The following is a 15,198-nucleotide window of genomic DNA, read 5'->3' on the forward strand; positions in this document are numbered from 1 at the left end:
AGAAATTTATATAAAAAAAATTTAAACTGGAAACTATATGAGATGTTCGTTATTTAATTTCAATTATATTCTTTCTATCATAGTATTTACCTTTTAAATTATTATTATACTGTTGAATAGCTTCTGCTCTATTATCCGTTTTTAAAATGTAAACGTGTCGCATCCCAGTTTCAGGATTGATAAAGAAATCTGCATTAATCCCGTCACTTTCAAGCTCGTCCAGAAATCTATCTGCATATGCTTTTTTACTAAATACATTCACCACTAAATAATACCCTGGAGGAATCTCTCCGGTAGGATTTTTCATGGCACGCACTCTTGCCGGTGGCTGAGATTTTTTCTCCTTATATGTTTCACCTTGTGCTCCTAGGGTAATTTTCATTACATACACTTTATCTCCACCTTTCTCTTTCTTGATTCCTAAATCATTATCAGCATCTTCTCCCTCAGTTCCTTTAGTTGTGCCGTTAATTTCATGTTTCTGATCTTCTGCATCTTCTTTTTTACTATGTCTATCAATGTAAACAACATACACATTATACTTGGGATCTTTTACATATCGTGCATTGTATTTATTTCTCTTATTTCTATTGTATTTCTTAACCTTATCCTGAGCTCTCTTAAGAGATTTATATTGTTCAATAGCGGTATAATACATTGTGCCGGCTCCTCCACCTGTTCTAATAATTGCCTGTTCTCTCCATGGTTTAGTATTTCTTCTTGGTAAGGATTGATCTCTATCAGCTCTTGGAGTTCTTGCTGGGACCTCTTTAATTCTCTCTTTACTAATAGGTTGATTTTGAACCAACTTCAATAACTCATCTACTTTTTTATGTAAGCTATTTAAAGAATCTTGAGCCATTTTTAACTCATCAGATAGGTCATTATGCTCAGGATCTTCATAATTATTTCTTCGTCTATCAGTAATCTCAGGCTTCTCGTCTTCTGGTAATAATATTGTTACTTCAGGTTTTTGTCTAGAGAATCCTCTTCCTCTATTCCTACCAAAACGATACAAGATACCAACCTCATTAGTACCTCCTAAATTATTCTGATTCTCATACGAAAAACCAATACCTAAATTTTTTGTAAGATTAATTCCAATACCAGCATTTAGTCCAAATATTTTATCGTAACCAAATTTAACCCAACCAGCCTGAGGTAATTCTAACAAAAGATTCCCTGCATAAGAAAAATCATCTTTTAATCTGCGTGCTACACCTAAACCTCTTAAAGTCATATCCTTTAATAAGCCTCCTGTATTTTCAAATCGATAAGTATAAGCAACGTGACCAGAAATGGTCTTATCTCCAAAATCTGTTACAAACTCACTAGATTTTAAATTAAAATCCCCTAAGTTTTCAAAAAATAAACCTACATCTAAATCACCAAACGACATTGTAGCTGCAGGCTGAAAAACAACAACCGGTTTATCTTGATAATTATTAACTAAAGGATCATCTCCGTTCGTGAGAATTCTTGGATTATCTAAACTTCTTCTACTATAAAAAAAGTTAAAACCAAATGTGAATTTTTTATTTCCTCCTAATTTAAGTTGGTAGGCATAATTTGCTACAGCTCCAAAATCTTTAAATACTCCTATCTCTTGTTGAAAAACTGCAATACCTCCTCCCACATTTCTCCTCATTCTACCCGAATAACTTACAATATGAAGTCTTGAAGCATCTTGAAATTCTATATTTGAACTTCTTGAAATTGCTTCAATTGTAGCAGTCTCTCTATGCAATATTGAAAACGTAGGAACTGTCATAAAGTTATTAAACTGCATAAAACTTCTTGACGAAAAACCATTATACTCATCTTCACTTACACTTACCTGAGCTTGGCATGTAAAATGAAGTAATGCAAATAATACAAATAAAGTAATGTTTTTTACCATATAAATTATTGTAATATTGAAATGGTTCCTGCCTTAATTAAGTTATTTTCTCTTATAACTTTAAAGTAAAATAACATCCCATCTCTTAAATTATTGTCCTCTGGCCAATTATTTTGATAATCGGTTGTATTAAGAACCTCTTCCCCTTTTGAATTAAAAATTAGTATCTGTACATTTGTTTGAAAAGCAAATCGATTAGGTAATTCCCATTTATCGTTAATCCCATCTCCATTGAACGGTGTAATAATATTCGGTATAACTAATTTCCCATCATCCTCAACCACATTGACTTCTCTTTGAGCTGTACATCCACCAACTGTTCCAATAACTATATAAGTCCCTAATGTATTTACCTCTAAGGTTTCGTTAGTTGACAATAAATTTCCTGCTTCGTCATACCACTCATAAGAGTCAGCTCCACTGGCTTCAAAAGTTACAGAACCTCCAACAGGAAGTACGGCGTTAGTAGATGGACTCACCTCTAGAACTGTATCATCAAATTCCACAATTTCTACTTCAGCTATATTAATTTGACACCCAAAGCCATCTAAAGTCACACTATATGAACCTATTTCTGATACCTCAATATTTAGAGGATCTGAAACTGTAATAGGAATACCATCTTTAAACCATGTGTAACTATATCCAGTAAAATCTGTAATACTTAGGAATATAGATTCTCCTGGACAAAGTGCATTTGATACGGAAGAAGAAACTATCTGTACCTCTCCCACACCTAATAGTATATCTAAAATATTTGAATCAGCAGACAACGAACCCACTTCTAAATTCAAATAATATTCATCATTTTCAGCATATGAATTTACATTATATAAAATTGATTCAGCATCAGTTATAGTAGTTCCGTTTTTGTACCATTGGAATCTCATTATAATTGCACCAGTCGAATCAGGAGACAAAAGCTTATCTATTTTTTCTTGTGATACATCATACTCATTATCATCAGTAGCTATAACACTGATACCAACCATAGTCAACTCTGTTGAAGCCGAAACACACTCATCATAATCAGTGCCTGATCTAATAGTTACAAACATTTCTTTTACTCCTAGAATTTCCCGAATATCTGACAACACTGAAACTGGACAATCCCCTCCTGATTCTGTAACTTCAGCATAATATTCACCCGGACCAGAAACATTTAATGTATCTCCTGTAGCTCCAGGAATTTCTCCATTTGCATCAAACCACTTAATATCTACTGGACCAGAAGCTTCATGCGTTACAGTTAAGGTGAATTCTTCACTTGGAAAAACTATTTCAGTAGGATTTCCGCTTATTTCCACAGGGAAACCGGCATCAGACTTTTGCTCTAATGTTACATCCTGAGATCTACTAGAACATCCAGAGATTTCTATTTCTAAATGATAAACTCCAAATTGATCACTTGTTGGAGTCGTGTAAATGGGAGTATAATCAGGTAAACCTGTAATTTCATTACCATCTTTAAACCATTTATATATAAACGAAGGGTCATCTATACTTGCAATTAAATCATAAGCCTGATCCGCACATAATTCTACAGTATTGTCTCCCTGAATTGTTATGGAAGACGAATTTACCACTCTCGCAATAACTTTATTAGATATTACAGCATCAGGACAACCCCCATAATTAATTTCTGCATAATACTCTCCTGGTTGTGTTATAGTCAAAGAAGAACTAGACTGAGAGGTAATTGGTGTGTTATTCCTGTACCAAATAAACTCAACATTAGGATCTGTTAAATTCAAGGAAACAGTCTCAGCAACTCCGTTACACAAAACTAAGTCGTCGTTGAATTCATTTAAAATTAGGGGCTCTGAAGAAATACGATACATTTCAAAAGGATCCGAAGGAGGACTTTCAATATTTGGACTATTAGCTATTACTTTTATTCGATAACTAGTTCCAAATGCATCATCAGGAACACTAAATGATCCATCAACAGGATTCGTTGGAAAGGTGTTAACATTTGAATCTGTAATACTAAAAATCACAGGTGGATTCGCTCCAAAATCTCCGTTCTCATCAGAAATAACAACATTAAATGTATTATTTGTATCAAAAAGACCATCCCTAAAAACAAAACTGAAGTTAAAATTATTAAACCCATCGGAACCACATGCAGAAGAAAATCCTAAGATAGGTTTATCAATAGTTTGCCCATAAATATTAAGGCTTAGCAATAGAATCGCCAGCTTGAGAATCAGTTCTAGATTTGTTTTCAAGTACTTACACATAATAGATGGGGACTATTAAAATTAGGCACATTCTGTACCTAACGTACAAATATATTTATTTTTTGTTAAAAGCCTAATTAATTTTCCCGTTATTCGGTGTCAAAACACTATAGTTATAAATATTCCGTTAATTTAGCAGACTTATTATATTTTTTACCAATAATGCTGATAAAAATCACTTCTATTATAATTTTTTTCTTGACTGTTATTGTCACTTCTCAAGTTGCAGGAACACGCTCTTTTGCTTTCTTAAATACAACTACAGACGCTAGACAAATTGCACTAGGTGGTAAAGTCTTAACATTAATAGATGATGTGGATCAACCAAAATGGAATCCTGCTTCAATTAATATAGATTTAGACCGTAAACTTTCTGTTAATTATACAAGTTATTTAGCTGATATTTCTATTGGATCGATTTCATACGCACATCGTTTTAATAGACACTCACCTACATTTCATTCTAATATTACTTATATAAATTATGGAACTCTAATACAAGCAGATGAAGAAGGAAATGAAACTGGAACTTTCGGAGCAAGTGATGTTGGAATATCATTTGGATATGCTTATCAAATACCTAACACCAGCATAAGCATTGGAGCAAATGCCAGATTAATTTATTCTTCAATTGCCTATTTCTCTTCAAGTGCTTTTACAGTAGATTTTGGCGCTATCTATTATAATATTGAAAAACCTTACATATTTTCTGTAGCTTTGAGAAACATTGGAACACAATTATCAACATTTAACGGAATCTCTGAAAAAATTCCTTTTGAAATAGCTATTGGAGGGTCTTACATGTTGGAGAATGTACCAATCCGCTTATATGGAACAATAGATAATTTACAACAATGGAATATCAGTACAGCCAACCCGTCTAATTCAATTTCTGATTTGGAAGGTAATATAACTGAAGAAGAAATTTCTTTTTTAGACAATGCTTTTAGACATATTATTATCGGCGCCGAATTATTCCCTAAAAGAGCAGTAAACTTGAGAGTTGGATATAATTTTAGAAGAGGAAAAGAATTACAAGTTCAAAACGTTCGAACTTTTGGAGGTATTTCTTTTGGATTCGGATTACGCATGAATAAAATCAAACTTAATTACGCCTATTCACGTTATCATTCTGCATCTAATGTAAGCACATTTGGATTAACTATTGACTTTAATAAAAATTACAGAAGAAATATTTCTACAAAATATTAACTTAATTATCTTTGTTGCCAAACTACCATATGAGCAATAAAAAGATAATTATAGCCATTGATGGATTTTCCTCTACAGGAAAAAGTACCATAGCGAAACAACTTGCAAAAAAATTAAATTACATTTATGTTGACACTGGAGCAATGTACAGAGCTGTTACATTGTATGCAATGCAAAATAAAATAATTACAAACAATACTTTTGATCCACAAAGTCTAATCAGCGCTTTACCTCATATTAAATTACTATTTAAGTTCAATTCTGAATTAGGATTTGCAGAAATGTACTTAAACGATTCTAATGTTGAAAAAGAAATTAGAACTATCGAAGTTTCTAAACTCGTGAGTAAAGTGTCCGAAGTTCCTCAAGTCAGAAAAAAATTAGTTCAAGAGCAACAAGCAATGGGTAAAGAAAGAGGAATTGTAATGGATGGAAGAGATATTGGTACGGTGGTATTTCCTGATGCTGAACTAAAACTTTTCATGACTGCCTCCGCAGATAAAAGAGCAACTAGAAGATATAAAGAATTAATAAACCGTGGTGACGAAGTAAACTATGAAGAAATTCTTCATAACGTACAAGAACGCGACCATATAGATTCTACAAGGAAAGACTCTCCGTTAAAAAAAGCTGATGACGCTGTGCAGTTTGACAATTCGGATATGGGACTAACAGAACAATTCGAAAGAATAATGAGGCTTGTAAATGATAGACTCTAAATATTTTTATAAAAAAGTAAAATTAGCTACTTTCATCGCTTTTATAATTTAAGCCTTTTTTGTCTTAATCATTAACAATCTGATAAACGTTTAAAGTTCTAGCTTTACATTCATTATATATTAATTTAAAATAATCTTGTTAGAATAAAAAACATTAAAAGGAAGTTGTAAAACCTCAAGATATGGCTGAATAACTAAATCAAAAAAATATATGTTTTGAGGGAAAAATTTGATTTAGTAATATCACTTCATCAATACTCATTTCAAAAAAAATCAGTTAGCATATTTTTAAAAAATTATTAACAAGCTCACAAAAAAAGAGGACTAATTTGAAATGACTCCTCTTATTTGAAAGTTGATTATTCAGTACTATAACTAAATAATTTTCAAATACACGATTCTCAGCGATTGGAAAATGTTATTCTATTTCGTTAGAGTTAACAGAATATCTTCTCCATTTATCTAAACATTTTTGTATGTCGTCTGGAATTTCAGAATCAAACTGCATAAACTCTCCTGATGTTGGATGAACAAACCCTAAAGTTTTTGCGTGCAAAGCTTGTCGTGGTAATACCTTAAAACAATTATCTACAAACTGTTTGTATTTTGTAAATGTGGTTCCTTTTAAAATTTGATCGCCACCATAACGTTCATCGTTAAATAAAGTATGTCCAATATATTTGAAATGCGCTCTAATTTGATGGGTTCTTCCTGTTTCTAATTTACATTCTACTAAAGTAACATAAGTAAATCGTTCCAAAACTCGGAAATGCGTTACAGCAGGCTTTCCAAACTCTCCATCAGGAAAAACAGACATTTGCATTCTATCTTTTATACTTCTACCAATATGTCCTACTATTGTTCCTGAATCTTCTTCCACGCTTCCCCAGACCAATGCATGATATAAGCGCTCGGTTGTTTTATCAAAAAACTGTTTAGACAAATGTGCCATGGCATACTCAGTTTTAGCAACCACTAATAAACCACTTGTATCTTTATCAATTCGATGAACTAATCCAGGGCGTTCGTTACTGTTCTTTGGTAGATTTTCTATATGATGAATTAATCCATTTACCAAAGTACCAGTATAATTTCCATGTCCGGGATGAACAACCATTCCAGGCTCTTTATTTACCACTATTACATCATCATCTTCGTAAACAATGTTTATCGGTAAATCTTCAGCTACCAATAAATTTTCATGTGGTGGATGTGCTAAAACAACACGAACCATGTCTTTCGGCTTTACTTTATAATTCGACTTTACAGCCACATCATTCACCAAAATATTCCCAGCTTTTGCTGCTTGCTGAATTTTATTTCGTGTCGCGTTTTCAATAAAGTTCATTAAAAATTTATCCACACGCAACGGCTCTTGTCCATCATTTGCGGTAAACCGGTAATGTTCGTATAATTCAGAATTCTCTTCCTGTAAATCGTGACTTTCCTCCTGCATTTATGTAAATATTCTTAAATTCTTTAACTCAGACACACTAATTCCCCTTTCCGTCACCTAAAATTAAATTAATTACTGATTTTTTGGGCAACTTATCTCCCAAGCCAACTTGTTTTCCTTCATGTTTCAATCCTCTTACAACATCCTTTCCTATATCTGGAACATAAGTAAAATTCTCTCCTACTAAAAATCCAATCGAGACTAAATGAGTAATTGCTTGTCTTTTTGTTTTACCATTTAAATCCGGAATTGAAACGTCTTTATATTTTGTTGGATTTAATGTTAAATAAATTTTTCTTTTTTCTTTTACAAAGTCACCTGCCTCAGGATTTTGTTCAATAACCGACTTCCCAGGATAATCTGGATTATAACTAGCACTATCAATAACTACATAATCCAAATTCAATTCTTCAAGTTTTTTATCAACCTCCAACAACCCCATTTTATTTAAATCTGGAACTTGAATTTTTTGATCGTGATTTGTTGTAAAACCTAACCACCATTGTAATAAAAAAACGAACAATAATAATCCAACAATAGCTAAACCTACTTGGATAAAAAACGTTCTACTTTTTAAAAATTGAATAAACTTCATAATCTATTTTTTGTAAGATGAAACAAATGTACATTAAAAATAATACTAAATTAAAAACAGCAGATTTTAAAATACTTTTTTTGGTAAGTTTGTAATATCAATTAATCGTAATGAAAAAAAATATCGCCATTATTATGGGAGGCTACTCATCAGAAGTAGCGATTTCTATTAAAAGTGGAAATGTAGTTTATAAACATTTGAATACTGAAAAGTATAATTCATACCGAATACATATAGTAAAAGAAGGATGGTTTTATATTGACTCTGATGAAAATAAACATTCCGTTAATAAGGATGATTTTTCAATCGAAATTAACGGAAACAAAATAATATTCGATTGTGTTTTTAATGCTATTCATGGTGCACCAGGAGAAAACGGATCTATTTTAGCATACTTCGATTTACTTGGAATAAAACATACTTCTGCTCCATTTTACCAAATGGCATTAACTTTTAATAAACGTGATACATTAAGTGTGCTACAGAAGTACGATATTCCAACTGCCAAATCAGTATACTTAAATAAAGGAAACTCTTTTAATCCTAATGAAATAGTTGAAAAAGTTGGATTACCTTGTTTTGTAAAACCAAATAACGCAGGTTCTAGTTTTGGGATATCTAAAGTTTATGAAATACATGAATTAGATGATGCTATTAACAAAGCATATCAAGAAGATTATGAAATTCTAATTGAAAGTTTCCTTGAAGGAACTGAAGTTTCTGTAGGTGTTATTGAGTATAATAATGAAGTATTAGTTTTACCAATGACAGAAATAGTTTCTGAAAATGACTTCTTTGATTACGAAGCAAAATATGAAGGTAAGTCTCAAGAAATAACTCCCGCAAGAATCTCTTTAGAAGAGAAAGAAAAAGTTGAATTAATCGCTAAAAAAGTATATGCAGTTTTAAACATGAGTGGCTTTTCAAGATCTGAGTATATTTTAGTAAATGGTGAACCACATTTCTTAGAAATGAATACTGTACCTGGCTTAACAGAGGAAAGTATACTTCCACAACAGGCCAATGAAGCCGGAATTTCCATGAGTGAACTTTTTGATAACGCAATACAAAATCAACTAAACTAACCATACATGAGACGTGCTATTTTCCCAGGATCATTTGATCCAATTACCTTAGGACATTTCGATATTATTGAAAGAGGTGTTACACTTTTCGATGAATTAATTATCGCTATCGGTATCAATGCTGATAAAAAATATATGTTCCCTTTAGAAAAAAGAAAACAGTTTATTGAAGAAGCTTTTAAAAATGAACCTAAAATAAAAGTGGTTACTTATGAAGGTTTGACGGTAAATTTCTGTAAGGAAATTGGAGCTGATTTTATTTTAAGAGGATTACGTAATCCTGCTGATTTCGAATTCGAAAAAGCCATTGCTCACACTAACAGAAAACTATCAGAAATTGAGACTGTGTTCTTATTAACATCATCAGGAAAAAGTTATATTTCTTCTTCTATTGTTAGAGACGTTATTAGAAATAATGGTGATTATACTGGTTTAGTTCCTGATTCTGTAAGAGTATCGTAATTTATTACAACTATGAAAAAGCAAATTTTATTTATTCTTTTCCTATTTAGCATAACAGTTTTTTTTGGACAAGAAACTAAAAACTATATAGTCGGAGATACTATTTATTATAAATCTCAAAAAATTTCTTTATTAAAAAGCGATCGATATGCAGTTATTAGAGAAATTAAACCAAAATCAATTTTAGTAGATCTTTATTTTCGCCATAATGATACAATTATAAAGGATAAAACTACACACATAAAAAATCTTAAAAAATTAGAGTCTAATGGTAAAACCATAACCTATTACAGATCCGGAGAGATTCACAGTAAAGGAAATTACGTCAAAGGTTATCGAGTTGGGCTTTGGGACTTTTACCTTAAAAATGAATTATTAAACTATACGGAGTTTTATAAAAGAGAGAAAAAAAACTATATATCTTCTAAGATTATTGACGCTTGGGATTTAAAAGGAAATCAAACTGTTAAAAATGGAAGTGGTACCCTATTTCTATATCATCCAAAGAATACAGATATTATTGAATTTGGAGAATTAAAGAATAGTAAGAAAGTAGGAACCTGGCAAAAGAAAGATTCAGAAAGATTAATTTTTGAAGAGAATTATGAAAATGATAAATTGACGAAAGGAAAAAGTTGGGATAAACAAGGGAAAAAATACAAATACAAAAAAATATTTGAAAGAGCTAAATATCTTGGAGGCCCTAAACAGATTAATAGATTCATTGCAAATAATTTTAATGTGCCAGATACCTTAATAAAAAGTAATTTTCATGGAAGGGTTTATGCTTTATTCAAAATTAGTAAAGCAGGTAAAGTAACTAATATAAGAGTCAAAAAATCTACGCACCCTGATCTTGAAAAAGAAATCAAACGTGTATTACAAAAAATGAAAGCTTGGAAACCAGGCAAAGAAAGAGGTCAACTTGCTGCGACTAATTTTACAATCCCATTCGTTTTATGAAAAAACTTACAATTCTAGCTCTTCTAATAGGCTTTGCGTGTCAAACAAAACAAGAAGTTAATTTCACTACAGTTTTCGAAAAATCTGAAGGAACTGAAACACCAGTTTATAATGATGTAATTTCCTATTACAAAGACTTAGCTTCGAGTTATTCAGAAATATCATTATTTGAATTTGGTGAAACCGATAGTGGAAATCCATTACATTTAGTCGTTTTTAACGCAAATGGAACAATCACTAAAAACGAAATTAAAAATTCTAAAAAGAATAGAATTTTAATCAATAATGGTATTCATCCAGGTGAATCAGATGGGATTGACGCTTCAATGATGATGCTTAGAGATATTGTTCAAAACAATTCTCTTCGAGAAGCTTATAAAAATTCATTAATATGTGTAATTCCTATTTATAATATTGGAGGAGCTTTGAACAGAAATTCCCACACCAGAGCAAATCAAAATGGTCCTAAAGAATATGGATTTAGAGGAAATGCACGAAATTTTGATTTAAATAGAGATTTTGTAAAACAGGACACAAAAAATGCAAAATCTTTTGCTGGAATATTCCATACTGTAAATCCAGATATATTTATTGATAATCACGTGAGTAATGGAGCAGACTACCAGTATACAATTACACATTTATTTACACAACACAATAAGTTAGGTGGTGAACTTGGACAGTTTCTTGAAACGAAAATTAGACCATATTTAGAGACTTCATTGGAACAAAAAAATATACCAATTACTCCTTATGTAAATGTTTGGGGAAGTACTCCAGATAAAGGTTGGTCTCAGTTTATGGATTCTCCTCGTTATTCAACAGGTTATACTACTCTTTTTAACACTTTTGGGATGATGGTTGAAACCCATATGTTGAAACCTTATAAAATTAGAGTAGAACAAACTTATGAGTTAATGCTATCTATGCTGGACTTTACAGAACAAAACTCTAAAAAAGTTAAAGACTTACGTAATAATGCGGTTCGTAATATAATTGATAATAAAATATATCCTATTAGGTTTTCTGTAGATAGAGAAAATCCTTCTCAATTTAAATTTAAAGGATATGAAGGTTCATATATTGATAGTAAAGTTACTACTGGAAAAAGATTGTTTTATGATAAGTCAAAGCCTTTCGAGAAGGAAATAAATTATTACAACAACTTCAAAACAACTAAAGAAGTTGTAATTCCTAAAGCATATATAATTCCGCAAGGTTGGGGTGAAGTAATTGATAGATTAAAAGATAACCAAATTGAATTCACTCGATTTAAACAAGATACAATCTTAAGTGTTGAAGTTAATCATATTAAAAACTTTAAAACGCTTAGTTCTCCTTATGAGGGGCATTATTTACATTACAATACTGAAGTAAAGTCGTCAGTTCAAGAAATTCAATTTTCCAAAGGAGATTATTTAATTGCAACAAACCAAAATGGAGTTCGATATTTATTAGAAACTTTAGAAGCAGAAGCTGTGGATAGTTTCTTTAATTGGAACTTTTTTGACACCATTTTACAGCGAAAAGAAGGATTCTCTCCTTATGTTTTTGAAGATAAAGCAGAAGAGTTTTTAAATTCAAATCCTTTATTAAAAGCGGAGTTCGATACTAAAATAAAAACGGATACCACATTTGCTAAAAACCCAAGAGCACAATTAAACTGGGTGTATATGCAAACACCACATTACGAACCGGCCCATATGAGATTACCTATTTTTAAAATTCAATAACCTCCAAAAATGAAACATTTATTAAATAATGATCCTCAACTTCCAGAAAAAATAGAAGTAATATTAAATCAAGATGATACATTAACCAATATTCTTTTAGTGATAAATATTATAGCGAGTATTTTTGTCGCTTATTATATTCAAGAAAGAATTGAAAAAAAAGCCAAAGAATATGAAGTTAAAGCTCACGTTAAGAAAAATATAGCTGATAAAATCATAAAAATAATTCTAGAACTTAATTCAACATTCAGCGCTTTATGCAAAAAGAATTTATTCAATGATAGTATTACGCCTGATGATATAAATGAGTTGGATAAATTGATAATTTCTGAAGAAGTGATCTTTTTATCTAACAAATCAAAAGAAAACATTAAAAATTTTAGAGATTATCTATTTGATTTAATTGAAAGACCTGAAAAAAAGAATATAATGCAAGAAAAAAGTTTTTTTTTCTTACTAAAAAAAAGCTTAGATGAGCTCTAAACTTATAACACTACCAAAAAGATTAACCATAAATTATTTAAACGAATTTATTCAAAGTTTAAATTTTGTTTTTGACTTAATAGATGAAAGGAAACCAAGATTTTTCCTAAACTTCGAAAAAGTGGAAAAAGTGGATATTGTTGGAGTACTAGTTCTGTATAAGTTTATCGAATTTTCAGTTGAAAAAAAATGTTTCTACAATCCATAAACAAATTTCAACAACGAAAGCTTTCCAATTTCTAAATTAACAGAAAAATTTGGCTTTGAGAACTATATAAATGCTTATATCAGAAATAAAAACTTAGACAATGAGTTAAAAAAATTAAAAGTAGAAACAAAAGATAATTTTTTAATTGCACCAGAGGTTTTAACTAGAAATAATTCTAATAGCAAAAAAAAATTCGATATTAAATTTAAAGAAACTTTAGATGCCTTTTATGGTAATGAATATAATAAATTTATAGAAGCTGTTTTTCAATGTGCGGTAGAAATCTCATCCAATTTCCTAAACCATGCCGTACTTGATACTAAATCAATTATACTCGCTAGAGGGACACAAGGAAAAGTGGAAATAGCATGTGCTGACACAGCTAATGGATTACTTCACACATTGAAATCTTTAGAAAAATATTCAACTTTTAATGAATCTGATTTGATGAGAGAAGCTTTTAAAAAAAATGTAACATCAAAACCAAGTTCTAGTCATATGGGGTATGGTTTATGGCTAATAAAAGAAATACTTAATAGATATGATGGTCATCTAAAAGTATTTTCATCAAACTATTCCTTTACCTCAAGATATGGTAAAGAAAAAATATTAAGATCTCCTAAATGGGTCGGCACTATTATTTATCTTAGTATTCCAGTAAAAAATGGTATTAATATTGCAGATATCTTAATTGAGAATAGAAGGTTAGATACTATTAAGCCAAAAATAAATTTCTCAAATTGATAAAATTATGATACAGATAGAATTAAATAAAAAATATGGTCCTGTAATTTCTGATGAAGAGAGCAAGCTTATTTATGATGAACTTATAAACCTTATAGATAATAACAAAACCGTTAAGTTAAATTTTAAGGATATAATCACAATGTCTACAAAAAGTGCTAAAAGAATTTTTGGAGAAATTTATTTTAAAATGAAGCCTGAAGATTTTTATAACCGTATAATAATTGAAAATGCTTCTAGTATCCTTCAAGAAATTATTTATGACTCAATAATTAACTACTCTGAAGGAGAAAATAAATAAAAACAGATACCACATTTGCTAAAAACCCAAGAGCACAATTAAACTGGGTGTATATGCAAACACCACATTACGAACCTGCTCACATGAGGTTACCTGTTTTTAAAATTTCTAATTAATGCGTTACGCAACTATTTTACTTTTCTTTTCACTATTCTCTTTACTTGGTTGTAAGCAAGAACAAAAAGCAAAAGAGCAAAAACCTGCTGTAGAAATAATTAAAGAAATTAAGAAAGATTATTGGGAAAATGGTGAATTAGCCACAGAAGGAGTTTATATAAACGGAAAAGCCAACGGCCAAATGAAATGGTTTCATGACAATGGTTTTCTTGCTGGAGAAGGTCCTATGAAAAATGACAAAAGAAATGGGCTATGGAAAGTATATAATCGTGAAAATGGTAAATTAAGCGCAGAAGGAAGTTTTAAAGATGACTTGAAGCATGGAAAGTGGAAAATATTTCATGAGAACGGAACTCTGTGGAAAGAACAATTTTGGGACTTAAATAAGATAATTACAGAACAGGAGTTCAGTCAAACTAAAACACAAAATCAATAGTATTGGCGTATGAAAAAAATAGTAGTCAAACGTTTTTTAGCACATTTTAATTTACTTCCTTTAGTAGAGCAATTGAATTTTTATCGTCAAAAATTTAAAAACAAGGAAAGTAATAAAGCCTTCAAAAAAAATAATCCTGACGTAAAGTTACCTCCAGACTTTTATATCTATGAAACTTTTCAACTCAACTATGAAAAGTTCTATACAAATGGAATTCCAACGGCTGAATGGTTAGTAGATCATGTTTCTGAATTTAAAAAGTTAGAAAATTCTAGGATTCTTGACTGGGGTTGTGGTACGGGAAGAATATTACGCCATTTACCAATAATTGCAGGTAATACGAACGAATATTTTGGATGTGACTATAATCCTAAATATGTAAAATAGTATTCTGAAAATATATAATATTGAATGTACACTAAATCTAGTTGCTCCTGCTCCATCTTGTCAAATAGGTAATTCGATTTAATTTATGAAATGTGAGCATTCACATATTTCTTTTTGTGTAAGTACAATTGGCTCAAAGAGCTTTACAGAATTA

15 protein-coding genes are annotated in these 15,198 nt (G+C 30.7%); 11 read left to right on the plus strand and 4 right to left on the minus strand.

Annotation, left to right across the window (positions count from 1 at the left end; genetic code table 11):
• Positions 1 to 49 precede the first annotated feature (49 nt).
• Together BTO06_RS09170 and BTO06_RS09175 are read right to left on the minus strand one after the other, a co-directional pair.
• Complete coding sequence (locus BTO06_RS09170; RefSeq protein WP_100925016.1) at positions 50 to 1,900, minus strand: PorP/SprF family type IX secretion system membrane protein; 1,851 nt, start codon at positions 1,898 to 1,900, stop codon at positions 50 to 52.
• A 5-nt stretch (positions 1,901 to 1,905) separates the two neighbouring features.
• Positions 1,906 to 4,143, minus strand: coding sequence for a gliding motility-associated C-terminal domain-containing protein (locus tag BTO06_RS09175; RefSeq protein ID WP_100925017.1), 2,238 nt, complete (start codon positions 4,141 to 4,143; stop codon positions 1,906 to 1,908).
• 162 nt (positions 4,144 to 4,305) lie between these two features.
• On the opposite strand from BTO06_RS09175, the gene porQ reads away from it, so the two are divergent.
• Both porQ and cmk read left to right on the plus strand, forming a co-directional pair.
• Positions 4,306 to 5,355, plus strand: a complete 1,050-nt coding sequence (gene porQ, locus BTO06_RS09180; protein WP_100925018.1) for a type IX secretion system protein PorQ — start codon at positions 4,306 to 4,308, stop codon at positions 5,353 to 5,355.
• Positions 5,356 to 5,384: 29 nt separating this feature from the next.
• The gene (cmk, locus tag BTO06_RS09185) at positions 5,385 to 6,074 is read left to right on the plus strand and encodes a (d)CMP kinase (RefSeq protein ID WP_100925019.1); all 690 of its coding nucleotides are present in this window, start codon (positions 5,385 to 5,387) and stop codon (positions 6,072 to 6,074) included.
• A gap of 418 nt (positions 6,075 to 6,492) precedes the next feature.
• On the opposite strand, the gene BTO06_RS09190 is transcribed toward cmk, so the two are convergent.
• The gene (locus BTO06_RS09190; protein WP_100925020.1) at positions 6,493 to 7,530 is read right to left on the minus strand and encodes an RluA family pseudouridine synthase; all 1,038 of its coding nucleotides are present in this window, start codon (positions 7,528 to 7,530) and stop codon (positions 6,493 to 6,495) included.
• A gap of 37 nt (positions 7,531 to 7,567) precedes the next feature.
• Positions 7,568 to 8,125 carry a PASTA domain-containing protein gene (locus BTO06_RS09195; RefSeq protein ID WP_100925021.1) on the minus strand — a complete coding sequence of 186 codons (558 nt, stop codon included), beginning with the start codon at positions 8,123 to 8,125 and terminating at the stop codon, positions 7,568 to 7,570.
• A gap of 110 nt (positions 8,126 to 8,235) precedes the next feature.
• Here BTO06_RS09195 and BTO06_RS09200 point away from each other — a divergent pair, with 110 nt between their 5' ends.
• The 9 genes from BTO06_RS09200 to BTO06_RS09245 all read left to right on the plus strand — a co-directional run bounded on the left by BTO06_RS09200 (position 8,236) and on the right by BTO06_RS09245 (position 15,044).
• The gene (locus BTO06_RS09200) at positions 8,236 to 9,210 is read left to right on the plus strand and encodes a D-alanine--D-alanine ligase (protein WP_100925022.1); all 975 of its coding nucleotides are present in this window, start codon (positions 8,236 to 8,238) and stop codon (positions 9,208 to 9,210) included.
• Positions 9,211 to 9,216: 6 nt separating this feature from the next.
• On the plus strand, positions 9,217 to 9,672 hold the full coding sequence (gene coaD, locus BTO06_RS09205) for a pantetheine-phosphate adenylyltransferase (protein WP_100925023.1): 456 nt from the start codon (positions 9,217 to 9,219) through the stop codon (positions 9,670 to 9,672).
• Positions 9,673 to 9,684: 12 nt separating this feature from the next.
• The gene (locus BTO06_RS09210; protein WP_100925024.1) at positions 9,685 to 10,635 is read left to right on the plus strand and encodes a TonB family protein; all 951 of its coding nucleotides are present in this window, start codon (positions 9,685 to 9,687) and stop codon (positions 10,633 to 10,635) included.
• Complete coding sequence (locus BTO06_RS09215; protein WP_100925025.1) at positions 10,632 to 12,368, plus strand: M14 family metallopeptidase; 1,737 nt, start codon at positions 10,632 to 10,634, stop codon at positions 12,366 to 12,368. The genes BTO06_RS09210 and BTO06_RS09215 overlap by 4 nt, the downstream gene beginning before the upstream one ends.
• Before the next feature lie 9 nt (positions 12,369 to 12,377).
• The gene (locus tag BTO06_RS09220) at positions 12,378 to 12,851 is read left to right on the plus strand and encodes a hypothetical protein (RefSeq protein ID WP_100925026.1); all 474 of its coding nucleotides are present in this window, start codon (positions 12,378 to 12,380) and stop codon (positions 12,849 to 12,851) included.
• A 565-nt stretch (positions 12,852 to 13,416) separates the two neighbouring features.
• Positions 13,417 to 13,803 (plus strand): hypothetical protein, encoded by a 387-nt coding sequence (locus BTO06_RS09230; RefSeq protein ID WP_100925028.1) that lies wholly within the window; start codon positions 13,417 to 13,419, stop codon positions 13,801 to 13,803.
• Between the two features lie 7 nt (positions 13,804 to 13,810).
• Positions 13,811 to 14,104, plus strand: a complete 294-nt coding sequence (locus BTO06_RS09235) for an STAS-like domain-containing protein (protein ID WP_100925029.1) — start codon at positions 13,811 to 13,813, stop codon at positions 14,102 to 14,104.
• Between the two features lie 115 nt (positions 14,105 to 14,219).
• A complete protein-coding gene (locus BTO06_RS09240) occupies positions 14,220 to 14,657 on the plus strand; it encodes a toxin-antitoxin system YwqK family antitoxin (protein WP_100925030.1) in 438 nt (145 codons plus the stop codon).
• Positions 14,658 to 14,666: 9 nt separating this feature from the next.
• Entirely contained in the window at positions 14,667 to 15,044 is a 378-nt protein-coding gene (locus BTO06_RS09245) for a class I SAM-dependent methyltransferase (protein WP_100925031.1), read from the plus strand.
• The last annotated feature ends 154 nt before the right edge of the window (positions 15,045 to 15,198 follow it).

Source organism: Tenacibaculum sp. SZ-18, assembly GCF_002813915.1.
GTDB lineage: Bacteria > Bacteroidota > Bacteroidia > Flavobacteriales > Flavobacteriaceae > Polaribacter.

What these genes read in the sequence shown, in the direction of transcription:
- BTO06_RS09210 (WP_100925024.1), top strand. Translation starts at nt 9,685, where the DNA reads ATGAAAAAGCAAATTTTATTTATTCTTTTCCTATTTAGCATAACAGTT.
- BTO06_RS09175 (WP_100925017.1), bottom strand. Translation starts at nt 4,143, where the DNA reads ATGTGTAAGTACTTGAAAACAAATCTAGAACTGATTCTCAAGCTGGCG.
- coaD (WP_100925023.1), top strand. Translation starts at nt 9,217, where the DNA reads ATGAGACGTGCTATTTTCCCAGGATCATTTGATCCAATTACCTTAGGA.
- porQ (WP_100925018.1), top strand. Translation starts at nt 4,306, where the DNA reads ATGCTGATAAAAATCACTTCTATTATAATTTTTTTCTTGACTGTTATT.
- BTO06_RS09245 (WP_100925031.1), top strand. Translation starts at nt 14,667, where the DNA reads ATGAAAAAAATAGTAGTCAAACGTTTTTTAGCACATTTTAATTTACTT.
- BTO06_RS09235 (WP_100925029.1), top strand. Translation starts at nt 13,811, where the DNA reads ATGATACAGATAGAATTAAATAAAAAATATGGTCCTGTAATTTCTGAT.
- BTO06_RS09200 (WP_100925022.1), top strand. Translation starts at nt 8,236, where the DNA reads ATGAAAAAAAATATCGCCATTATTATGGGAGGCTACTCATCAGAAGTA.
- BTO06_RS09220 (WP_100925026.1), top strand. Translation starts at nt 12,378, where the DNA reads ATGAAACATTTATTAAATAATGATCCTCAACTTCCAGAAAAAATAGAA.
- BTO06_RS09190 (WP_100925020.1), bottom strand. Translation starts at nt 7,530, where the DNA reads ATGCAGGAGGAAAGTCACGATTTACAGGAAGAGAATTCTGAATTATAC.
- BTO06_RS09240 (WP_100925030.1), top strand. Translation starts at nt 14,220, where the DNA reads ATGCGTTACGCAACTATTTTACTTTTCTTTTCACTATTCTCTTTACTT.
- cmk (WP_100925019.1), top strand. Translation starts at nt 5,385, where the DNA reads ATGAGCAATAAAAAGATAATTATAGCCATTGATGGATTTTCCTCTACA.
- BTO06_RS09170 (WP_100925016.1), bottom strand. Translation starts at nt 1,900, where the DNA reads ATGGTAAAAAACATTACTTTATTTGTATTATTTGCATTACTTCATTTT.
- BTO06_RS09215 (WP_100925025.1), top strand. Translation starts at nt 10,632, where the DNA reads ATGAAAAAACTTACAATTCTAGCTCTTCTAATAGGCTTTGCGTGTCAA.
- BTO06_RS09195 (WP_100925021.1), bottom strand. Translation starts at nt 8,125, where the DNA reads ATGAAGTTTATTCAATTTTTAAAAAGTAGAACGTTTTTTATCCAAGTA.